At 61.8% G+C, this 22,191-nt stretch carries 19 protein-coding genes and 1 pseudogene; 15 read left to right on the top strand and 5 right to left on the bottom strand.

Features of this window, described 5'->3' with window-relative positions; all coding sequences use genetic code 11:
- Positions 1–142: 142 nt before the first annotated feature.
- The 5 genes from coxB to D0Z70_RS22415 are packed head-to-tail and all read left to right on the top strand — an operon-like array spanning position 143 to position 5,628.
- Positions 143–1,114: a cytochrome c oxidase subunit II gene (gene coxB, locus D0Z70_RS22435; RefSeq protein WP_119750214.1), complete on the top strand. Its 972-nt coding sequence runs from the start codon at positions 143–145 to the stop codon at positions 1,112–1,114.
- On the top strand, positions 1,111–3,633 hold the full coding sequence (ctaD, locus tag D0Z70_RS22430) for a cytochrome c oxidase subunit I (RefSeq protein WP_119750212.1): 2,523 nt from the start codon (positions 1,111–1,113) through the stop codon (positions 3,631–3,633). The genes coxB and ctaD overlap by 4 nt, the downstream gene beginning before the upstream one ends.
- Positions 3,630–4,010 (top strand): hypothetical protein, encoded by a 381-nt coding sequence (locus D0Z70_RS22425; RefSeq protein WP_119750210.1) that lies wholly within the window; start codon positions 3,630–3,632, stop codon positions 4,008–4,010. The genes ctaD and D0Z70_RS22425 overlap by 4 nt, the downstream gene beginning before the upstream one ends.
- Positions 4,007–4,597 (top strand): cytochrome c oxidase assembly protein, encoded by a 591-nt coding sequence (locus D0Z70_RS22420; RefSeq protein WP_119750208.1) that lies wholly within the window; start codon positions 4,007–4,009, stop codon positions 4,595–4,597. The genes D0Z70_RS22425 and D0Z70_RS22420 overlap by 4 nt, the downstream gene beginning before the upstream one ends.
- Complete coding sequence (locus D0Z70_RS22415; protein ID WP_119750206.1) at positions 4,594–5,628, top strand: c-type cytochrome; 1,035 nt, start codon at positions 4,594–4,596, stop codon at positions 5,626–5,628. The genes D0Z70_RS22420 and D0Z70_RS22415 overlap by 4 nt, the downstream gene beginning before the upstream one ends.
- Here the strand turns inward: D0Z70_RS22415 and D0Z70_RS25255 are convergent.
- Entirely contained in the window at positions 5,589–5,897 is a 309-nt protein-coding gene (locus D0Z70_RS25255) for a hypothetical protein (protein ID WP_220475699.1), read from the bottom strand. The genes D0Z70_RS22415 and D0Z70_RS25255 overlap by 40 nt on opposite strands.
- 20 nt (positions 5,898–5,917) lie before the next feature.
- On the opposite strand from D0Z70_RS25255, the pseudogene D0Z70_RS22410 reads away from it, so the two are divergent.
- The 3 genes and pseudogenes from D0Z70_RS22410 to D0Z70_RS22400 form a co-directional block, all read left to right on the top strand.
- Positions 5,918–7,021 (top strand): annotated as a pseudogene (locus tag D0Z70_RS22410) (amidohydrolase family protein); the annotation flags it as partial.
- A gap of 120 nt (positions 7,022–7,141) precedes the next feature.
- Positions 7,142–7,588, top strand: a complete 447-nt coding sequence (locus D0Z70_RS22405) for a hypothetical protein (RefSeq protein WP_119750204.1) — start codon at positions 7,142–7,144, stop codon at positions 7,586–7,588.
- Positions 7,585–8,520 carry a cation efflux transmembrane domain-containing protein gene (locus D0Z70_RS22400; protein WP_119750202.1) on the top strand — a complete coding sequence of 312 codons (936 nt, stop codon included), beginning with the start codon at positions 7,585–7,587 and terminating at the stop codon, positions 8,518–8,520. The genes D0Z70_RS22405 and D0Z70_RS22400 overlap by 4 nt, the downstream gene beginning before the upstream one ends.
- Here the strand turns inward: D0Z70_RS22400 and D0Z70_RS22395 are convergent.
- The 3 genes from D0Z70_RS22395 to D0Z70_RS22390 form a co-directional block, all read right to left on the bottom strand.
- Complete coding sequence (locus tag D0Z70_RS22395) at positions 8,517–9,464, bottom strand: cation diffusion facilitator family transporter (protein ID WP_119750200.1); 948 nt, start codon at positions 9,462–9,464, stop codon at positions 8,517–8,519. The two genes, D0Z70_RS22400 and D0Z70_RS22395, sit on opposite strands and share 4 nt — an antisense overlap.
- A 5-nt stretch (positions 9,465–9,469) precedes the next feature.
- The gene (locus D0Z70_RS25085; RefSeq protein WP_182914083.1) at positions 9,470–9,637 is read right to left on the bottom strand and encodes a hypothetical protein; all 168 of its coding nucleotides are present in this window, start codon (positions 9,635–9,637) and stop codon (positions 9,470–9,472) included.
- 149 nt (positions 9,638–9,786) lie between these two features.
- Entirely contained in the window at positions 9,787–10,878 is a 1,092-nt protein-coding gene (locus tag D0Z70_RS22390; RefSeq protein ID WP_119750198.1) for a catalase family protein, read from the bottom strand.
- 144 nt (positions 10,879–11,022) lie between these two features.
- On the opposite strand from D0Z70_RS22390, the gene D0Z70_RS22385 reads away from it, so the two are divergent.
- Complete coding sequence (locus D0Z70_RS22385) at positions 11,023–13,314, top strand: FdhF/YdeP family oxidoreductase (protein WP_119750196.1); 2,292 nt, start codon at positions 11,023–11,025, stop codon at positions 13,312–13,314.
- Positions 13,315–14,068: 754 nt separating this feature from the next.
- Positions 14,069–15,682, top strand: a complete 1,614-nt coding sequence (locus D0Z70_RS22380; protein WP_119750194.1) for an FAD-dependent oxidoreductase — start codon at positions 14,069–14,071, stop codon at positions 15,680–15,682.
- A 560-nt stretch (positions 15,683–16,242) separates the two neighbouring features.
- On the opposite strand, the gene D0Z70_RS22370 is transcribed toward D0Z70_RS22380, so the two are convergent.
- A complete protein-coding gene (locus D0Z70_RS22370) occupies positions 16,243–16,674 on the bottom strand; it encodes a DUF3597 domain-containing protein (RefSeq protein ID WP_119750192.1) in 432 nt (143 codons plus the stop codon).
- Between the two features lie 124 nt (positions 16,675–16,798).
- Between D0Z70_RS22370 and D0Z70_RS22365 the strand changes: the two genes are divergently transcribed.
- From D0Z70_RS22365 to D0Z70_RS22340, 5 genes are all read left to right on the top strand, one after another.
- Positions 16,799–17,371, top strand: a complete 573-nt coding sequence (locus D0Z70_RS22365; protein WP_119750190.1) for a DUF4142 domain-containing protein — start codon at positions 16,799–16,801, stop codon at positions 17,369–17,371.
- Positions 17,372–18,104: 733 nt separating this feature from the next.
- Positions 18,105–18,497: an AMP-binding enzyme gene (locus D0Z70_RS22355; RefSeq protein ID WP_119750188.1), complete on the top strand. Its 393-nt coding sequence runs from the start codon at positions 18,105–18,107 to the stop codon at positions 18,495–18,497.
- Positions 18,498–18,655: 158 nt separating this feature from the next.
- Complete coding sequence (locus tag D0Z70_RS22350; protein ID WP_119750186.1) at positions 18,656–19,888, top strand: FAD-dependent oxidoreductase; 1,233 nt, start codon at positions 18,656–18,658, stop codon at positions 19,886–19,888.
- Positions 19,885–20,301, top strand: coding sequence for a thiol-disulfide oxidoreductase DCC family protein (locus D0Z70_RS22345; RefSeq protein ID WP_119750185.1), 417 nt, complete (start codon positions 19,885–19,887; stop codon positions 20,299–20,301). The genes D0Z70_RS22350 and D0Z70_RS22345 overlap by 4 nt, the downstream gene beginning before the upstream one ends.
- A gap of 127 nt (positions 20,302–20,428) precedes the next feature.
- A complete protein-coding gene (locus tag D0Z70_RS22340; RefSeq protein ID WP_220475697.1) occupies positions 20,429–21,931 on the top strand; it encodes a saccharopine dehydrogenase family protein in 1,503 nt (500 codons plus the stop codon).
- Positions 21,932–22,191 lie beyond the last annotated feature (260 nt).

Raw genomic sequence — 22,191 nt, 5'->3', positions numbered from 1 at the left:
ATTTCGGAACAGTATCGGTTCCGGTCGCCATATCGATGACCACCAGCGGATCGCGCTTTGTTGCGCCGCAGAAATGTTTGAACCTCCTATGGCTTTGCGGGTTTGAAGGGGAATAGCGTAACAGGGGTACTTCAGCCGAACGATGGCACGCGCCTGCATTCTCATTTTTGCGCTCGCGTGCCTGAGCGGTTGTAACGCACAGCAATCGACCCTGTCCGTTTTTGGCGCGGACGCCCGCGAGATCCGGCAGATCGCCATCGTGCTGACTGTGGGCGCGGTTGTCATCTTCGCCATCACCGCACTGCTCTACATACGGGCCGTTCGCGCGCCCGAAGAGAGCCTCAACCACCATCAAGGCATGCGAATGATATTGTGGGTCGGCGCGATCGGGCCGACGCTGATCCTGACGGCGCTATTGCTCTACGCCCTGCCCGCGATGCGGCCGCGCCCGGCCAGCCCTGCCGATCTCGTCATCCGGGTCGAGGGCGAGCAATTCTGGTGGCGCGTTGCGTATCAGCCTCCGAACGGAGGGGCACCGCTACCTTCGGCAAACGAGATACGTCTGCCCGTCGGCCGCACCGTGGTGTTCGAGCTGGCCGCTACGGACGTGATCCACAGCTTCTGGATACCCGGCCTGGGCGGAAAGATGGACATGATCCCCGGCCGCACCAACCGGCTGGTGGTGAAGGCGGAGAAGGCCGGGCGCTATCGCGGCGTGTGTGCGGAGTTTTGCGGTCTCAGCCATGCGTTGATGGCATTCGATGTAGTCGCGATGGAGCCGGCGGCTTTCGATACATGGCTGGCTGATGCCCGCGCCATTGTGCCTCCGCCTGCCATCGCCACGCCCGGCCGCACCCTGTTCGACGCGCAAGGATGCGGAGCCTGCCACACGATCACTGGCACGCCTCACGCTGGCATCATCGGCCCCGACCTCAGCCGCTTCGGCGAGCGTCTAACCTTGGGCGCCGGCATCCTGCCCTTGACCACCGAAAATATCGCCGCCTTCATCCGCGCGCCGCACCAGACCAAGCCCGGCGTGCGCATGCCCGCCTATCCCCAACTCAGCGACGAGGACGCCCGCGCCATCGCCCACTATCTGAAGGGCCTGCGATGAGCCTGCACGATCAGGACGATCCCGCGCTTCGCGCCGCACAGGAGGAAAGGCTTCGCGCAGTATGGAAGCCACCCAGCGGCCTGTTCCTGCGCTGGACCGACTGCAACAATGATCGGGTCGGCGTCTGGTATGTGCTGACCGCCTTCGCCTTCATGCTGTTCGCCGGCGTGCTGGCGCTCATCATGCGCACGCAGCTCGCCGTGCCGGACAATGATCTGGTGAGCGCGGGGACGTTCAACCAGCTGTTCACGCTGCACGGCTCGATGATGATGTTCCTCTTCGCCGTACCGATGTTCGAGGCGGTGTCGATCATCCTCCTGCCTCAGCTTCTGGGCGCGCGCGACCTCCCCTTCCCGCGCCTCTCCGCCTTTGGCTACTGGTCCTTCCTTCTGGGCGGCGTGTTCGTGGGCGGTTCCATTTTCTTCAATGCCGCGCCCGATGGCGGATGGTTCATGTATCCCCCGCTTACCACGCGGACGGACCTGTCCGGCCTTGGCGCCGACATCTGGATGCTGGGCCTGTCCTTCATCGAAGTGTCTTCGGTCGCCGCTGCGGTCGAACTGATCGTCGGCGTCCTCAAATGCCGGCCGCCGGGTATGCGGCTGAACCTGATGCCGCTCTACGCCTGGTACATGTTGGTGGTGGCGGTGATGATCCTGTTCGCCTTTCCGCCACTGATCGCGGGCGACATATTGTTCGAGATGGAGAGGCTTTTAAACTGGCCCTTCTTCGACGCGAGCCGGGGCGGTGATCCGCTGCTGTGGCAGCACCTGTTCTGGATCTTCGGCCATCCGGAAGTCTATATCGTCTTCCTGCCGTCCATCGCCCTGTTCGCGATGCTGGTACCGACCTTTTCGAACCGCCATCTGCTGGGCTATCCGTGGATCGTGCTGGCGGCGGTGGGCACGGCCTTCCTGTCCTTTGGCCTGTGGGTCCACCACATGTTCACGACCGGCCTGCCCAAGATCAGCCTCGCCTTCTTCTCGGCCGCATCGGAAGCCGTGGCGATCCCGACGGCGGTGCAGATATTCGTCTTCATCGCTACATTGTGGGCAGGCCGCGTCACCTGGTCGACGCCTTTGCTCTATGCGACGGGCAGCCTCGCCATCTTCGTTATCGGCGGCCTGACCGGGGTAATGGTCGCCGTGGCGCCGTTCGACTGGCAGGCGCACGACACCTATTTCATCGTCGCCCACCTCCATTATGTCCTGATCGGCGGTACGCTGCTGCCGCTGTTTGCGGGCCTCTATTATTACTGGCCGCTGATTACCGGCAAGAGGCTGTCCGACCGCCTCGGCCGTATCGCCTTCTGGATGCTGTTCGTCGGCGCGAACCTGACCTTCTTCCCCATGCACTTTTCGGGATTGATGGGCATGCCGCGCCGGGTCTTCACCTATCCGGAAGAACTCGGGCTGGGCGGCCTCAATATGGCGTCCACCCTGGGAGCATGGCTGTTCGCGGCGGGCGTGGCGGTGATCTGCGTGGACCTTTGCCTCTCGCCGCGCCGGGCGAAGGCGCAGCGCAATCCCTGGGGCGCCGGAACGCTCGAATGGCTGGCGCATCCCGATGATGAGGATTGGGGTATCCGCTCCATTCCACTTATCGAAAGCCGCTACCCGATCTGGGACCAGAAGGATTTCGTGCAGAAGGTCGATGAGGGCCGCTTTTTCCTGCCCGACGCGGAGGAAGGGCGGCGCGAGACGATCGTGACGACCGTGCTCGACGCCCGACCGCTGGCGGTGATCCGGCTCGGCACGCCCAGCGTCATCCCGATCCTGACCGCCCTGTCACTTGGCGGCGTCTTCATCCTGACCACCTATCATCTCTACTGGGCGGCGCTGGTCTGCGCGGTTGCGACATTGGCCTGCGCCATATGGTGGCTGTGGACCGGCACGGCCGAAATCCCGGAAAAGCCGTGCAAGCCGATCGGCCACGGGATCGAACTGCCGCTCTACATCTCCGGTCCTGCCGCGCCGGGATGGTGGGCGATGTTCATCACCATGATGGCGGATGCGACCGCCTTTTCCGGCCTCGTCTTCGGCTATTATTTCTTCTGGACCCGACATGCCGATTTCCCACCGATGGCGATGGCGGACGGTCCGGGCATGTACTGGCCGATGGTGGCTCTGGTGCTCGGCGTGGCAAGCTGGCTCGCCACTATCGCTGCGCTTGAAGTCCATGCGCGGGGCGACGTCGGGATCGCGCGCCTGTTGCTGATGCTGGGCATAGCGACCAGCCTCGCCGGGATCGCCGCAGGGCTTGCCGGGCCATGGACCCACGGCATGGACCCGGAAAACCATAGCTACCCGGCGATCGTGTGGACGCTCACCGTCTGGACGGTCGCCCATGCCGGCATCGCCGCGATCATGCAGAGTTACGCGCTGGCCCGCAGCATCGCCCGCCGCATGGACCCGCAGCATGACGCCGACATCCGAAACGTCACCGTCTACATGCACTTTTTCGCCCTCACCGCCATCGTCGCCTATGCGACCATCGGCCTGTTCCCGAGCCTGTCATGAAGGATCGCCGCCCCCATTGGTCCGAACGACTGAAGGTCACGCTGTGGACGCTGATCGTGCCGCCGACCATCTGGGCGGGACATTTCCTCTTCTCCTATCTCTGGGCGGCCATATCCTGCGCGAAGGCGGGCGCCTTTGCGACCTTCCCTACGCTGTTCGTCGTCGGCACCGTCCTTGCCCTGACCCTGATCGCTTTGTCCGGCTGGGTCGCCTGGAACCAGGGCCGCACACCCGGTGCCAGCCCGCCGCATGAGGATTCGACCGATATCGACCGGCTGCGCTTCCTTGCGAAATCGACGCTGTTGCTCGCGTGCCTCAGCTTCGTAGGCGTGCTCTTCACGTCCCTGCCCGTCATCTATTTGCGAGATTGCTTGTGAGGCGGGCGTGTCTCTTCACCGGCCTCGCGCTCCTGCCATTGGGCCTCATCGCCAGCGACATGGGCATGACGGGGCATATGGTTGCCCACATGACCGCCGTGGCTGTCGCCGCGCCGCTGATCGCCTTTGGCATATCTGGCACGCGCGCCGACCCGGCGATGCGTTTGCCGCACATCGTGGCTCCCATGGCGATGATGCTGGTCGAACTCGCCACCGTCTGGCTCTGGCACCTGCCCACCCTGCGGGCCGCCGCTCATGGATCGTGGATGGTCATGGCGATCGAACAGGCCTGCTTCCTCGTAGCTGGCCTGCTGCTCTGGTCATCCGTCCTGCATGCGCCACAGCGGATCGCCGGCATCGGCGCCTTGCTGTTAACCTCCATGCACATGACCCTGCTGGGCGTCCTGATCGGCCTCTCGCCTCGCCCGCTCTACGTCCATCACGGCACCTATTTCGGCCTCGATGTGCTGGCCGACCAGCAATTGGGCGGCGTGATCATGCTCGTCATCGGCGGGGCCAGCTACATGATCGGCGGCCTCGTGCTGCTCGCCGGATTGCTCAAGGCAAGGGAGGACGCGCCGGCATGACCATCCGCATCACCTGGAAACGCGTGATACTGACTATCGCCACGCTGTTCGCGGCAGGCATGGTCTTTGCCTGGTCGGGCGCGATGCAGATCTCCGCGTCTTCGGGTCACTGGAAAGTCACCGATTGGTTCCTGCACTGGGTGATGCGCAATTCGGTGCGGACCTATTCCGCGTTCCAGACCCCGAAAGGCCAGGCGCCCGATCGCGACCTGGTCAGCGCCGCCGGCCATTTCCGTCAGGCTTGCCAGGTCTGCCACGGTGCGCCGGGCGTGAAGCCATCCCCCGTCATGCAGGCGTCGACGCCCCCTGCCCCGGACCTGTCCGTCACCGCGCAGGAATGGACCGATCGCGAACTGTTCTGGATCATCCGGCATGGCGTCAAATTCACCGCCATGCCGGCCTGGCCCGCCGCGGAGCGCGATGACGAAGTCTGGCGGATGGTCGGTTTCGTGCGCCGCCTGCCCGGCATGACGCCGGAACAATATCGCGCGCTGATTGAGGAGCGCGTGCCCGCCGATCTGCCAGGCACGCGCCCCGGCACGCTGGCCGCCTGCACCTCTTGCCATGGCTGCGACGGGCGCGGTCGTGGCCAGCCCGATATTCCCGTGCTGGGCGGCCAGAAACCGGCCTCTCTTCTTGCGGCTCTGCGCAATTATGCGTCTGGCACTCGCAAGAGCGCGCCGATGCAGGTGGCCGCTGCGACACTAACCGAGGAAGAGATGGAGCGGCTGGCAGCGCATTTCGCCGCCATGCCGGGGCTTGCACAGCGGCCCATCCCGACCTTACCCATCATTGCCAAAGGCGATCCTGCACGGCAGCTTCCCGCCTGCGGCAATTGCCATGCGCCTGGCAAGGACGCGCCTGTGCTGTCCGGTCAAAAGCGCACCTATCTCGCCGCACGTCTGCGCCAATGGCAGGGCGATCCGACCGTGGTCGACGCGCGCAAGCCTGCAGATGGCATGGCCGTCATCGCGCGCCGAATTCCGCCGGATCAGATCGATGCGATCGCCGCCGCTTTCTCTGAACCATGAGCTTGCCCGACCGGAAAGGATTGCCATTGTCGACCATCATCAATCGCAGGCAGGCAAGCGCCGTGCTGGCGACCGCTGCATGGGGGATGACCATACCGGCGCGAGCGGCGCCCCCTCGCCGCCTGTTGCTGCGTGGTGCGGATCATCTGCTGACGATGACCGACACGCCACGCCCGAAAACGGACCTGCTGATCCAGCAAGGGCGGATCGAGGCGATCGGTCCCGACCTGCCTGCGGGCGATGCGGACGTGATCGACCTGTCCGGCCATGTCCTGATGCCGGTTTCGTCGATACCCATTGGCACATGTGGAACACGGCCGCGCGGGGGCTATGGCGCAGCGCGAAGGGCGGCTTCATGCCGACCATGGCCGCGATATCGCCCCATTTTACGCCTGCCGAGGTTGCGATCGGTGTGGATCTGGCGCTTGCCGAGGCGGTGAATAGCGGCATTACCACCGTGCACAACTGGGCGCATAATGTGCGCAGCCCCGCTCATGCGGATGCGAAGATCGCCGCCATGGTCCGATCCGGCGTTCGCGGTCGCTTCGCCTATGGCTACGCCCAAGATGTCGGCAAGGACCAGCCGATGAACCTCGACCATCTGTCCACGATCGCGCGCAGGCGCCCTTCGAACCTCGTCTCCATCGGAATCTGCGCGCGTGGCCCCGATCGTTCGTCCCCGCCTGTCTGGCAGGCGGAATGGGACGTTGCGCGCCGGCTGGGGCTGCCGATATCCACACATATGGCGTCCGATCCGAAATCGGCCGCAAGTGGCGGCATTGCGGCACTGGCGGCGCGCGAAGGCCTCGGGGCCGACGTGCAATTGGTCCATCTGACTGCCGCATCCCGCGCCGACATGGATCGCGTCGCACAGGCAGGATCGCCCGTGTCGATCAGCCCCTGGACCGAGCTGGAGGTCGGCTATGGTGTGCCACCCATAGCGGACATGATCGCCGCAGGTCTGCTGCTTGGCCTGTCCGTCGACAATATGGTGTTGGCAGGACAGGCAGACATGTTCTCCGTGATGCGCCTGTCGACGGATCTTGCGCGTGGGCTCTCTCGCAATCAGCTATTGATGAAGGACATGACGGCCCTGCGCTGGGCCACGATAGATGGCGCTCGAAGCCTGGGTCTGGGGCAGCAGGTCGGTGCGCTGACGCCGGGTATGCGCGCCGATATCATTGCGGTTCGGGTGGATGCGCTGAACACGGCACCCGCCGCCGATCTGCCATCGCTGCTGCCCCATGCCGCCCGCCCCGACAATGTGTCGCTCGTCCTGATCGACGGCGTTGTGCACAAGCGCGACGGCCAGTTGGTGCGGGTAGATCTGCCGGCGATCCGGGCCAGAGCAAGCGCATCCGTCGCAAAAATTCGATCGGCCGCTGCCATCTAGAGCTTCTGCTGTGCATGCCATGTGGCCCTTTCGTCGTTTCGCGCGTTGTCTGTCAGCAACGATCCAGAAAGAAACCATGCCTCGCTTCGATCGAAGCCCCGCGCACAAGGAAGCCGCCGAATGATGCGAGGAGCCGCCTTCGCGATACTTTTGCTTGGCGCCTGCGACGCGCTGCCGCGCGACCCAGCCGGCACATCGACACGGATCGAGCGTAACCGCATCTTCATCGTAGCACTGGCCGATCCCGCCATTCGCTCCGCGCCGCAGGTCAGCAGGCTTGTCGAGGAAATCGAGCGGCGCACCAAAGCGCGCGCGCGATGGCGCAGCGGTTCAGGAGAGTCTCTGTTCCAGCAGCTGGACGAAGTCAAGATCGACCTCGTCATCGGCCGCTTCACGGCGGACAGCCCATGGGCGACGGACGTCGCCTTCGCGCCTGCCCTTTCGACAAGCGGGACCAAAGACGCGCCGATCGAGCTGAAAGCCGCGATGCGTAACGGCGAAAATCGCTGGATCATGACGGTCGAGCGCGCCAGCCGCGCGATATCGCAGGAGGCACGCGACCAATGAGCCAGACCAGCCTGCCGCAGGAATTGTGCGAGCCGATGGCCAGGGCGATCCGCCTTGAATATTGGAACATCTTCTGGACGCTCACCATCATCGTCACAATGGGGCTGGTGCTGGGTCAGAGCGAGACGATGAAGACCGCCTGGATCGAAGATACGCTGGGCCTCGTCCCGCCGATCATGTTCCTGATCGCCGCGCGTATGGAGCGCCACAGCCATCGCTCGCGTCGCTTCCCTTTCGGCTTCGAGCGGGTCAACGGGCTTGGGTTTTTCGTCGCGGCGGTCGCGCTGACAGCGGTCGGCGCGCTGTTGCTCTATAATGCGCTGATGGCGCTCGGCACACAGGAGCATGCGACCGTCGGCTCGATCGTCATTCTGGGGCACGATATGTGGCTCGGCTGGCTGATGCTGGCTGCGCAAATCTATTCGCTTATCCCGCCCCTGTTTATTGGCCGCAAGGAATTGCCGCTGGCAAAGCAGCTCAATGACAAACTGCTTCATACCGACGCGCTGATGAACAAGGCCAACTGGCTGACGGGCGCGGCGGGACTGGCCGGCATCATCGGCCTCGGCCTTGGCTGGTGGTGGGCGGATTCGCTCGCGGCGGCGATCATTTCGGTCGATGTCCTCAATGACGGGATCAAGGCGCTACGCTCCTCCACCGCCGAACTGGTCGACGGCGCACCTCGCGCTCTGTCTAGCACGGACCTGTCGCAGGACGCGCAGAAGGTGCGCGATCGGTTGCAGGCGGAATTTCCCGATGCCACCGTCCGGCTGCGCGAAACCGGGCGGCTGATCCGGGCCGAAGTGCATGACGCCCACCCACCGTTGGAATGCCGCCATCCCCGGCATTATTGGCCCGACGAGGAGGAACGAAACTGGCGACTGGCGCAGGTCAGCTTCATCCCGCCAATAAAGGCGGACGAGAAAAGCTAAATCGGCGGCGGCTGACGGATCGCGTCGGCCTGTTTCTCCGGCCGGATATAGATGGAGGTCAGCTCGGGCACGCAGGCCTTCATCTCGCGCTCAATATCCTCGATCAGGCTTTCAGCCACACCCATCGGCAGGTCATCGACGAAGTCGGCGCTGATCGCCACGAACACGGCATCGGGCGCCGTATGGATGGTGCGGACATGATTGACCGCGCTGATCTGCGGCCGCTTGTCGAGGATCGCCCATACAACAGCGACGATGGCGGGGTCCGCGCTCTCCCCGATCAACTGCCCCTTGGCCTCGCGCGCGAGCAGGACGGCGACACCGGCCAGGATCAGGCCGATCGCGATCGACGCCACACCGTCGATGCGGGGATCGGCGTAATGATGGCTGGCCCAGACGCCGACACCGGCGATACCAAGCCCGATCAGGGCCGCGCTGTCCTCGAACAGAACGATGAACCCTGCCGGATCCTTGGACCGGCGAATCGACTGCCACCAGCTGCTCGCACCGCGCTTACCGTTGAATTCGCGCACGGCGATGGCCCAGCTCGTCCCTTCCAGAAGCACGGCGACGCCCAGCACCACATAGTTGATCGTCGGATCGCGCAGCGGCTCCGGCTGGGCGATATGCACCCAGCCTTCATAGATCGAGACACCAGCCCCCACCGCAAAGATTAGGATAGCGACGATGAAGGCCCAGAAATACAGCTCGCGCCCATAGCCGAACGGGTGGCTGGCATCGGGGGGACGCTTCGCCTTGGCCTGCCCATAAAGCAGCAACAGCTGATTGCCGCTGTCCACCAGGGAATGCACGCCTTCGGTCAGCATGGAGGAAGAGCCGCTGATCGCCGCCGCCACGAATTTGGCGATGGCGATCCCGACATTGGCGAGCAAGGCGCCGTAAAGAACGATATTCTCGCGAAACCTGCCCGATAGACCCGCCATGCGGCTCAAACCGAATAGGGGCTGGATTGCAGCAGCCCAGCCAGATGCGTGGCAATGCTCGTCAGCATCTTGGGCGCTTCCCACAGATTGTTGAAAACCTTCTCGCCAAACGCCTCAGCCAGCACAACGCTAATGACGTAGTTGGTACTTTCCTGGCTGCTATGTTCACCCAATATGATGCCACGTCGAACTCTCCGAGAAAAAAGCTATCCGGCCAGCGCCTCCAAGCTTCACATATCCAGTCACCCAACTCAGCTTCATTAGTCGGCGCGACCTACCCGTATAAAAGCCCTGATATCTCGGTTTGCGACGCCGACGCTATTTACGATGACCCTTCTCCCTCTTGCGGCTCATGATAGGGGCAGTTGTTGAAGGCCGCGCGAAAATCGGCGGAGTGGCGATAGGGGTCGCGGCGTGCGCGATTGATGTTGCCAAGCGGCTGGTGTGCGGCGATGCCCGTCCACACGCTGAACCGCATTTGTTCGTTAACCTTTTCCACGAGCGCCGGACCCCAACTGTCCTGTGCGTTCGCGCGGATCGTGGCGACGGTGATGAACGGCGCATCTTCTTCATCCCACTCAACGGTCGGATCTTCCACGGGCTGCTTCTCCAAATCCCGGCTAAGCTGGACGCGAAACTCCCAGAGTGCGTCGATGTCTCGCATCTCCTTTTGCACATCTTCGCGGATTGCATTCTCACGACCGTCGACCGCGATCTCCTGGCCTGTCAACGCGGTCATGGAAGGAGCGATCGGCGCCAGGCTGAACTTGGCGATATGATCGCCATACCGGAAGGGCACCGTCGTGTAATAGGTATCGCCAAGTGGCTCGGATTGCGGCGCGCCGCCCAATGAATTGAGTGCCGTAGGCGGTTCGGCTCCAGCAGCTTCAAAGGCGTGACGTACGCCGCGCAATGTTGCGGACACCGCTTTCTTCGTGCCCTCCATGCGATCGGTCGTCTTGGCGAGCAGTTTGAGATTGCCCAGAAATTTGTCAGCCGTTTTTGCCTGGAAGATCGGGCCATTGACGAACACGAAATCCTGCGTCGTTCCTTCCGAGCCGGGAAGTCGGTCACCCTCCACGTCCAGCACCTTGATCGCCATCCCGCGCGGCAGGCTGATCGAGTCCGGCAATATGTCCCCCGCATTCGTAGACATGCGCAAATAGACTTTGTGCGTCCCTGGCCGCGCGAACAGACCCTGTGCCAATTCAAGCGGGAGATCAGGCAGGATCTGCATCTCGCCTTCCAATATCCCGTGGGCCTTGGCATGGACCGAGCGGACGGCATGGCCATAATCGTCGGCCGTCCGCTCCAGAATGACGTCAAAAGCCTGCTTCAATCCCTCGATGGTTTCTGCTTCATTTGGCTGAAACTGCTCGACGTCATGGGTAAAACGGACGGGCGGGTTGAGCATAGACATTCTCCTTTTCAGCATTAACCGCAGGAAAGCAGAAGCCGTTCCGAACAAATCGTCCTCATCCACATCAGCTTGGTCCGGCAGGTGAACCAACACCCATCCCGCTCGTTGCCATTGCCTGGAAGAAGGAGCGGAACGGCTATGGTAAAGCAAAGATCGGACAAGCCCCGTATCGAGCCATTCGAGGGGCCTGCCGGCGGCTGGGGATCGGTTCGCTCTCTGGCCGAAATCCTGCCACGCGAACGTCTGCCCGCCGAGGGCCTGCGTGAGCTTGCCCGACAGAATAAGGCCGACGGTTTTGCCTGTGTCAGTTGCGCCTGGCCCAAACCTGCCCATCCCCATCCCGCCGAATTTTGCGAGGAAGGTGCCAAGGCGACGGCTTGGGAGTTAACAAAACTGCGCACGACACCTGCGTTTTTTGAAGAACATAGCCTCGCCGCATTGCGGGAATGGCGGGATTATGATCTCGAGCAGCATGGGCGGCTGACCCAACCCCTGCGATATGACAGAGACCAGGACAAATATGTCGCCTGTTCATGGGATGAGGCGTTCGACGCCATTGCGGCGGCGCTGCGCATGTATGATCCCAAATCCGTCGTCTTCTATTCTTCCGGCCGCACCAGCCTGGAGGCGTCATACATGTATGGGCTGATGGCACGAATGTATGGCAATCAGAACCTGCCCGACAGTTCCAACATGTGCCATGAATCCACGTCCGTCGCGCTCAAAGCGGCCATTGGGGTGCCGGTCGGCACGACCCAACTCAAGGACTTCGAAGAATGTGATGCGATATTCTTCTTCGGACAGAATGTCGGATCCAACGCGCCGCGGATGCTTCATGACCTGCGCGGCGCACGCAAGCGTGGCGTCGAGATCATCACCTTCAATCCTTTGCGGGAAAGGGGGCTTGAACGCTTCACCGATCCGCAAAATCCGATCGAGATGGTGACATTGGCCGAAACGGGAATCTCCACCCAATATCATCAGGTGAAGGCAGGCGGCGACATAGCCGCGATCATGGGCCTCGCCAAATTCCTCATCGAATGGGACGATGCGGCAAGCGCTGCTGGAGAGCCACCAGTTCTCGATCATGATTTCATCGAACGACACACCCATGATTTCGACGCTTTCGCCAACAAGGTCCGTGCGACCCAATGGCATGACATCGAAAGGGAATCTGGTCTCGCGCGCGACGCGCTGGAGCAGGCTGCGCGCGTCTATGCCCAGTCCAAGGCCGTCATGGCGATCTATGGCATGGGCCTGACACAGCATGTAAAAGGCGTCGAAAATGTCCGCATGGTCGTCAACTTCCTTCTCCTGCGCGGCAATATCGGAAAGCCAGGTGCCGGCCCGACGCCGGTGCGCGGTCACAGCAATGTGCAGGGTCAGCGCACCGTCGGCATCACAGAGAAAACGGAGCTCGCGCCTGTCGACAAGTTGAGAGAGCTATACAACTTCGATCCACCTGTGGAAAAAGGACTGGATACGATCGAAACCTGTCGGGGAGTCATCGACGGATCGGTCAGGGCATTTATCGGACTGGGCGGCAACTTCCTGCGCGCCATCCCGGACACCGGTCCTATGGAAGCGGCCTGGCCCGCGCTCGACCTGACCGTCCATGTCGCCACCAAGCTCAATCGCAGCCACCTTCTGCCGGGGCGGATCGCGTACCTCCTGCCTTGCCTCGGTCGGATCGAGCAGGATGTTCAGACCAGCGGCCCGCAAGCCGTCTCGGTCGAGGACTCGAGCAGTTGCATCCATGGCTCGGTTGGTAAAGCGACGCCCGCCAGCCCGCACCTACTGTCCGAACCTGCGATCGTTGCCGCCATCGCCAAACGGATTGTGCCACTCAATTCACGGCTAGATTGGGACGCTTGGGTTGCCGACTATGCCCGCATCCGTGATGCCATCGAAGCGACATACCCGGACATATTCGAAAACTTCAACGCACGTCTTTTCCAGCCTGGCGGTTTCTGGAAAGGCAATAAGGCGTCGGAGCGCATCTGGCTGACGCCAAGCCGGAAAGCGGAGTTCCATGTGCCATCTGGCCTGTCGGGAACCGGCTTTGCTGACGCTGCGGGGCAATATCGCCTGATGACCCTACGTTCGAACGATCAGTTCAACACGACTATTTACGGCTATCACGACCGGTTTCGGGGTGTGAAAGGCACAAGGGACGTTCTTTTCATGAATGTTGACGACATGGTACGCGAAAAGCTGAACGAGGGGGATATCGTAACGCTCGAAACTTCATGGGACGACGGCGTGGCCCGGCGGCGCCCCGGCCTGATCGTGACGCCCTATAGCATTCCGCACGGATGCCTTGGCGCCTATTATCCCGAGTGCAACAGCCTCATACCCGTCGAGCATCACGCGGAACAAAGCCATGTTCTCGCGGCCAAGTCGGTTCCGGTCGTGATCTGCCGTATCTAGTTGGGCAAAACTGACACTGAAATAGGTGTCATGAATTCTAAACATCGTGCTGGCTCTAACCGGCAATTGTGGTCGGCTCTGGATATTCTTAAATCGGTCATGCTGGGCGATGATTGTCGCGCGCTGACCGCCCCATAACCCTGGTTTGGAGTCGTAAAACTTGGCGAATTCTCGGTAGATATCACGGCACGCGTCTGAGTGCAGAAGGCCACGGCAAGATTTATCGCTCTTAAATGCTGAAGGAGGTGAATGAAGCCTTCGACCGAGGAGGGATAGACCTTCACTAGCCGCACTCAGTCGAGATCAGCAAAGTCGAGATTAAATTACGCCCGCCCCCGCTAAAGGGCGCGCGCCAGACTGCTGCGGGCCGCTAATGAGCCGTCTAGATACACAATCTCTCCCGGCAGAATAGATTTGTCGATAGCGAAAGTTGGGATGCCAAGTAAGGTCTGACTATGTCACGCGCGCTGCCTCTGGTAATCTTGCTCTTGACCCTGACCGGCTGCTGGACCGGCCCGGTATTTTTCACCGGTACCGATGCTCCCAAATCGCTTGAGGACAGAGTCAGGCGGCCTGATCTTGCTTTGAAGCACATATGAACGACGAGCTGCTATCGTCATTTGCCTGTTGCAGCGGCAGGGACCGTGATCGATAGTCTGCATCATCCATGATCGTTTTTCAGGAGAGCAGCTCTGAATAGCAAATCGAGCCCGCCGTCACGGCAGTTTGCCGCGCCGACTGCTGCTTCAGCCTGATGGAAACCATTGGCCGCAATCTTGATGAGATGCAGCGTGTTCCGCTCACGCCAGCTCATGTCGAAGCTTTACGCGCGGCTGGTATGCCAGCGACCTATGCGGCAGGCACCTATATCGTGCAGCCTGGCGATCCGGTCGATTGCTTCGTCTATGTCGATGAAGGCGAGATCGAAGTTGTCGATGCTTTTAGCGGAAAGCGCTATGGCGCCTCCACCCTTGGTCCAACCCAGTTCATGGCAGAGATATCTTTCCTGAGTGGTGGTGTCTGGACCATGCCGATGCGCGCTGCGCTTGATACGCGGGTAGTGGAAGTCCCGCGGCATGCCATGTTGCGGTTGATGGCCGATATGCCGGAAATGTCGGATATTATCATCACAGTACTATCAGCAAGGCGGCGGCGGCAGCTCGACAATCGGGATGGGACGCTTGTGCTGATCGGCGAGGATGATGATCGAGACATACGCTGCATTGCTGAATTTGCGAGCCGCAATCGCCTGCCATTTGCTTCTTATTTGGTCGGTAGCCCCGAGGCGATCCGGGTCGCCAACAGTTGCGCCATTCCCATCAATCAGCCTGCAGTTATCTTCGGTCGTGATCGCGTTATCGCTGAACCCACGCCGCACAAGGTTGCCGAACTGCTTGGCCTCAATCTTGATGTAGCCCAATGCGAAGCATTTGACGTGCTGATTGTTGGCGGCGGCCCCGCCGGCGTCGCGGCCGGCGTTTATGCCGGAGCTGAAGGGCTCAATGCCCTTGTCGTCGAGGATATCGCAATTGGCGGCCAGGCAGGCACATCGAGCCGGATCGAGAATTATATGGGTTTCCCGACGGGCATATCGGGCGCGGACCTTGTCTGGCGCGGTGAGATCCAGGCCATGAAGTTCGGTACGCGGTTCGTAATGCCGCGCCGTGTCGAACGATTGGAACGGTTGGACAGTGGCCAGTTTTGCGCGACGTTTGACAATGGACATCAGGTCCGGGCAGGCGCCGTCGTCGTCGCAACAGGCGTACAATATCGGCGCCTGCCGATTCCCCGGTTTGCGGAGTTTGAGGGTGCAGGCATTTATTATGCGGCGACCGAGAATGAAGCGCGTTATTGCCAAGGCACCGAGGCGATCGTGATAGGGGGCGGCAATTCGGCGGGACAGGCGGCCATGTATCTGAGCCGATCTGCCGGCCATGTCCGTCTTCTGGTGCGAGGCACTTCGCTGGCGACGTCCATGTCTCATTATCTGTCGAGCCGCCTGGAAGCCGACCCTAGGATCAGTATAGAATATGGAGCGCAGGTGACGGCGCTGGATGGCACCGACAAGCTCGACGCTGTCACGATTCATAAGGATGGTGAAGAGGAACAGACGATCGAGGTCTGCGCGATGTTCGTGATGGTGGGCGCGGCACCCAATTCGGAGTGGCTGACTGGCCTTGTAGCCTTGGATGACAAGGGGTTTGTAATGACGGGCGACCCCGTAGATGGTGGTTCGCCCTATGCGACCTCCTGCGCTGGCATATTTGCGGTCGGCGATGTCCGTTCGGGTTCTGTCAAACGTGTGGCTTCGTCGGTTGGCGAAGGATCGGTCGTCATTTCCAAAGTCTGGGAATATCTCAACGGCTGAAGAACGCAGGCCAAATGATGCATCAGCCGAGCATCGTTATACCAAGTTTAGCGGCGGCTAACGCCAATTTGGCTACGGCACGGCCCCGATACCCTACACGGACATGGCTTGGGGTTACATTCGTGGTTTGACGGACTGGGTTACTCGTTGCGAGGCCGGCCACCACGAAGGCCAAACGGCTGCTTCGGAAGCCATGAGATAGGAAGATTTCGACCGTACGCTCAAGACCCATCGCTAAGCCATGCACTGGATCACCCTGGCGGCTGTTCCGCATCTTCCCGCCGGCGCAACGGTGATCACGACCGCCTCCGTAAGTCCGGCGAGCAGAGCCAGTTGGGCCGCCCAGGCCAGCCGGTCGAAATCGCGCCCGTCTAAGTCCTGCTGGCCTCGCAGGAGGGCAGCTATATCACCCGCGAAGTCTATGGCATGACCGGCGGTGCAGGGATCGCCTGACGCAAGGCTGGCCCCGCATCAGTGCGGGGCCAGCGTTCCTATCGATATGGTTCTGATTGGATGATGCCGTGCCGCCACTTTAAGAAGGAGCGGCATGGCCGGAGGCCTTAATCGCGCAGGCTATCGGGAACCACACCGCCATTTTCAGCAAGTTTCGCCATCACGGCCCTGTGCAGCGCGATATTATGCTCGGCGCTACCGGCAGCGCCCTCATGGACAGCCAGTTCGTCGGCCAGTTCCTTGCGCGCGGCGAGGCTGGAATCGAGATCGAGCAGCTTCAACAGATCGACGATCGAACTTTGATAATTTCCCCCGCCTCCCTTGGCGTCGGCCATGGCCGAAAGGACCGCGCCGACATCGACCTGCGGTAGCGATGCTGCCTCAGGTGACGCGGTGGCCGTGGCGGTCGACGCAGGGGGCGTGGCGGCTGGCGTCGGGTTGGCTGTTTGGATCTTCGGGGCGGGTGCAGGAGCGCCATTGCTCGCCTTCTGGTCGTCATGACCAAAAATCTTGTCCCTGATCTTGCTGAAGATGCCCATGTGCCTGTCCTCCATTTAATGATTCAATCATCACCAACGGCGGGCGGCAAAGAAGGCTCCCATGGGAACGAGCTTGGACGCGGCGGGTTGACGTTCCGACAGATGATGATCCGGGAGACGATCGATGAAGATGCAATTCGCGACGGTGGCGATATCATTGGCAGCGTTGACACTTGGTGGATGCGGCAAGAAGGTCGACACTACGTCCAACAACGCTGCAGCAGCACCGATGAACAGCGTCAACGCCATCGAACCGGTGCCCGTTGCGGAGAGCGCAGGCCAGACGTTCGCCAATGCGGCCGCGGCAAGCGATACATTCGAAATCGAAAGCTCCAGATTGGCCCAAGCCAACAGCCAGTCGGCGTCCGTCAAGAAATTCGCGGAGTCGATGATCAAGGCGCATACCGCTTCAACGGCAAAGCTCGGCCAGGCTGCGGGCGCCGCGTCCCCGGCCATCGTGCCCGAGCCGCTCCTGTCTAGCGTGCAGCAACAGTCGCTCGACGCGCTCAAGCGCAAGAAAGGTGCGGACTTTGATGCCGCATATATCGAAGCGCAGACCAGGGGACATCAGGAGACACTCGAGACGCTCAAAGCCTATTCGGCCAATGGTGATGTTCCCTCATTGAAGGAGTTTGCGACCAAGCTTGTTCCCATCGTGACGGCACATCTCAACATGGCGAAGGGTCTCAAGTCCTGAACGAACGTTTTTTTCAAAATATCTCTGCGTGTACGGACGGGGTATGGCGATCGCCGATGCCCCGGCTCCCTGCCCCTTCGATCTTGCATGATGCAGATCGAAGGGGCTTTTTACCCTGTTAGCAAATGCCGCGTCGAGACAATATCCGGCGTGCATTCTTCTATCGGCTTGGAATGAAGCTACTTCACGTGCAACGCTACGACTCCGACGCCCTTCTTATACTCACTTCAAGGGTTCCTAGCCGTCTGAGGCGACAGCATCGCGGACGATGAGAAATAATTCCTCTACCAAATAGGACTTGTGGGCGAAGCGGGAAGCCGTCCCCGCTGTATTTGGTCAGTTCATGGCTATAGCCGCTGGTAAGAACTACCATCCTGTCGGGCCAGCGTGCTGGGATTTTCTTACCCAGCTCGACCCCATTCTTTCCTGGCATGACGACATCATTACATATGTATCGACATTGCCGTGATCCATTTTCCAAAATGGCGATCTCCTCGAGCGCATTGGCCGCCCGCTGCCCCCCCCAGATCGCCAAGCAGTTGGAGACGCAAATTCGCCGAACTGATCATTATTCTCCACGACGACAATGCTTGCCGCAGCCGCATCGATCCGCGGTTCCCCAACGTCTGCGCTCTTTTCGTCCAATACGGGGACGCGGCGAAGATACAGTGTGAATATAGGCCTTGACCAACTTCGCTGACCGCCTTCCTTATCCAGCGCGTTTCGGCAGGGTGTGCTGCAACCATCCGAAGAAGGCTGGCACGACACCGGCGACATCGTGACAATCGACGCCGAAGGCTTCGTCACCATTCGCGGTCGCGCCAAGCGCTTCGCCAAGATCGGCGGCGAGATGATCTCTGTCCCTGCCGTCGAAGGCTATGCCTCCGTGCTGTGGCCCGATGCCGAACATGCCGTCGTCACTCGCCCTGATCCACGCGAAGGCAAACAACTAGTTCTGTTCACCACACGCAAAGGGGCCAAGGCAAGCGATCTTCAGGCTTGGGGGCGCTCAAATGGCATCACCGAACTAGCCATCCCCCGTGATATTCGCGAAGTCGATGCGCTCCCGTTGCTCGGCACAGGCAAGCTGGATTATGTGACGATGGGGGCATTGGCAGCCGCATGACTCTTGTCATCTCGCTCGCTGGCAGGTGCTGAAATTCGGCATCTCTCACTGCATACCGGGGCAGTTTCGCCAAATATTCCGGGCGCGCTTCCTCGCTCCCCGGTTAGATTTTCGGCCATCCTCTTGGAACGGCTTGTCCGCTCGTCTAGACGGCCGTCATGCAGGATCTGAACATCGCGATCGCAGGCTGCGGGCCGTGCGGACTGGCGGCGGCGCTCCTGCTGCATCGGGCGGGCCATGAGGTCACTCTTTTCGAGCGTTTCGACACGCCGCGCCCCATCGGGTCGGGCCTGATGATCCAGCCCACAGGCATGGCGGTCCTTGGCCAATTGGGGTTGTTGGACGACGTGTTGCGGCGCGGCTCGCGCATCGACCGGCTGTTCGGCAAGGCGGGGGAACGGGTCGTCCTTGACGTCCATTATGCCGCGCTGCGCCACAGCAATATGTTCGGCATCGGCATCCATCGCGCCAGCCTGTTTGCGATATTGCATGAGGCAGTCTTGCGAGCAGGGATCACCGTCCACACCGGCCGCACGCTCGTAGACAGCGAGCCGGTCGGAGCGCAACGCGCGTTGCGCTTTGCCGATGGTGAAACCAGCATTCCCTATGATCTCGTGGTCGATGCGCTGGGTACGCGCACGCCGCTGGCGCCGCCGACCGGCCGGGAACTGGCCTATGGCGCTCTCTGGGCCAGCCTCGACCTGCCGCAGGATACGCGCTTCGATGCCCATGCCCTTGCGCAGCGTTATGACCGCGCCAGCATCATGGCGGGCGTCTTGCCGATCGGCACGCCGCCTGGTGCGACGACGGCAAAGGTCGCCTTCTTCTGGTCGTTGCGCGCGGATCGGCTGGGGGACTGGCATCAGGCGGGACTGGGGCCGTGGAAGGCACGCGTTACTGCGCTCTGGCCCGCGTGCGCGCCGTTGCTCGACCAGATTGAAGATCACGGCCAACTGACCTTCGCCCGCTACGCCCACCGTACCCTGCGATCACCGGCGGAGCCGGCATTGGCCCATATCGGTGACGCCTGGCATTCCGCCAGTCCCCAGCTGGGTCAGGGCGCCAACATGGCGCTGCTCGATGCCTGGGCGCTGGCTAAAGGTCTGGCGGACGCGAACGGGGTGGATGAGGGGGTTCGTCTCGGCATCAAGCTGCGGCGACGCCATGTCCTGACCTACCAGTGGCTCACGGCCTTGTTCACGCCCGTTTATCAATCGGACAGCCGCTTGTTGCCCTTGATCCGCGATCGGCTGGTCGGCCCGCTGTCCAAGTTTTGGCCCGCCACCAGCATACAGGCGGCGATGGTGAGTGGACTGGTCGCCAATCCGCTTGGGCCGCTGGGGCTGGAAAGGGCGCTTCATATGCCCGCGCCAGAATCGGTGCCCGCATGAATGCCAATCCTGCCAGCGAGGACGGTCCGATCATCGACTTCGACGCAATGTGCGTGCTATGCTCCGCCAATGCCGCCTTCGTGCTGCGGCACGACCGAGCCGGACGATTCCGGCTGGCGTCCATGCAGGGTGAAATCGGCGCTGCGCTTTACCGCCGGTTCGGCATCGATCCCGCAAATCCGGAAAGCCTGATCGTGGTGGAAGGGGAACGGGCCTTGCAGGCCAGCGACGCGGTGCTGGCCATATGGGCCGGACTGGATCGCCCGTGGAAGGCGCTGGCATTGTTCAGGATCGTCCCGCGCTGGCTGCGCGATCCCGTCTATCGCTGGGTCGCCCGCCACCGTTACCGGCTGTTCGGCCAGCGCTCCACCTGCTGGATACCCACGGCGCAGCAGGCGCGCCAGATCCTGTGATCTGTATATTGCTCCTCGGCGGATATGGCGGCTTTGGCGGACGCATCGCGCGGCATCTGGTCGCTGCAGGATATAGAGTTATCGTAGCGGGCAGATCCACGACAAGGCGCGCGCCTTTTGCGGCGACATGCCCGGCCTCACACCGTTGGCCCTGGATCGCAGCCATATCGCATCCGCGCTGGACGAGCATGAACCAGACATAGTCGTGGATGCGTCCGGGCCTTTTCAGGCAATGGACCACACGATCCCGACAGCATGTATCGCCGCCGGAGTGCATTATGTCGACATCGCCGACAGCCGCGATTTCGTCTGCGGCATCCGCACATTGGATGAGGCCGCCAAGGCAGCAGGCGTCGTCCTGCTTTCCGGTGCCTCCAGCGTTCCGGCGCTATCGGGCGCGGTGGTGCGGCATCTGGCGCGCGGCATGGACAAGGTGCGCGCGATCGAGATAGCGATCAGTGCGTCCAACCAGGCAACGGCGGGTCCGGCCGTTTCCGCCGCCATATTGGGGCAGGTCGGCCAGCCCATGCGTATCTGGCGCGGCCAGCGCTGGACGACCGCCTATGGATGGCAGGAGCGGCACTTGGCCCGTTTCCAATGCGCAGGCGGAATCGCGATTGCCCGACGGCAGGTCGCGCTTGTCGATGTGCCCGACCTTGAGCTTCTACCCGAAAGGCTGGTCGGACATCCGGCCGTCAGTTTCCGCGCGGGCACCGAACTCGGGTTCCAGAACCGGATGCTGTGGCTCGCAAGCTGGCTGGTGCGGGCAAAGATCTTGGCTTCTCTCGCGCCGTTCGCCCGCCTGCAACGGCCGCTCCAGTCCCTGACACGTTCTCTGGGTAGCGATCGCTCCGCCATGATCGTGCGCCTGTTCGGCGATGTCGGCAGCCAGCGGATAGAGCGTCGATGGACGCTGATCGCCGACCAAGGCGACGGCCCGGAGATACCGACATTGTCAGTGGAGCCTATCATCGCCCATATCCTTTCGAGACAGGAAGCCGCCGGTGCCCGCGATGCCGGAGAGGCGCTGGCGCTGGGCAATTATGCCGATGCGTTCGGACGGCTGGCCATCGATCACGCCATGGAGGAACGGCCCGCTCCACCGCCGCTATATGAGCGGGTGATGGGCGACCGCTTCGCGCGACTGCCGCCAGAGGTGCGCGCGATCCACGATATATCGCGTGATGGCGGCGCGATGGGCGAAGCGCTGGTGACAGGCGCGGCCAACCCGGTGGCAGCCTGTATTGCGCGCATGGTAGGCTTTCCTAAGCCTGGCCATCACCGCCTGCATGTCCATTTCCAGGAAACTGACGGCAGTGAGACCTGGACACGCGATTTCAGTGGACGGTCCTTCCGAAGCCAACTCAGCCAGCGCAGTGGATGGCTTGTCGAACGGTTCGGCCCGCTGCGCTTCGACTTCGACCTGCCGAGCGACGATCTGGGATTGAGCATGGTGATGCGGCGGTGGTGGCTTGGACCATTGCCCTTGCCAAAATGGCTGGCCCCACGCTCCAACGCACGAGAATGGGCGGAAGGCGGGCGCTTCCACTTCGATGTACCGATCGCCTTGCCGCTGATTGGGCAACTGATCCATTATCGCGGATGGCTTGAACCAGCGCCAACTCAATAGCGTTACGGGATTAAGTGATCCCCGTATCTCGTATCGACCCTTGTCGGACGCTCAGCGGCTGAATTTCATTCTTGCGGTGCAGACCGTCCGGTCTCTGGGCAGGTGTCGACCAAATTAGCCCGTTCGTCGGATGAGGGGTAAGCGCCGACGGAAGGTGGCGTTGACGCGGCCTGTCAGGCTTTTCGGCGTGTCCGTGGCGCCCATTTTTTCGCAAGCGCTTCCAGCCTTGCCTCGATCAGGGGGATATCGGGCTTGGCGTT

It is taken from the genome of Sphingobium terrigena (assembly GCF_003591655.1).
GTDB classification, from domain to species: Bacteria; Pseudomonadota; Alphaproteobacteria; order Sphingomonadales; family Sphingomonadaceae; genus Sphingobium; species Sphingobium terrigena.
Note: the sequence above shows the minus strand (reverse complement) of the source record. Positions and strands in the feature narration are given on the sequence as shown.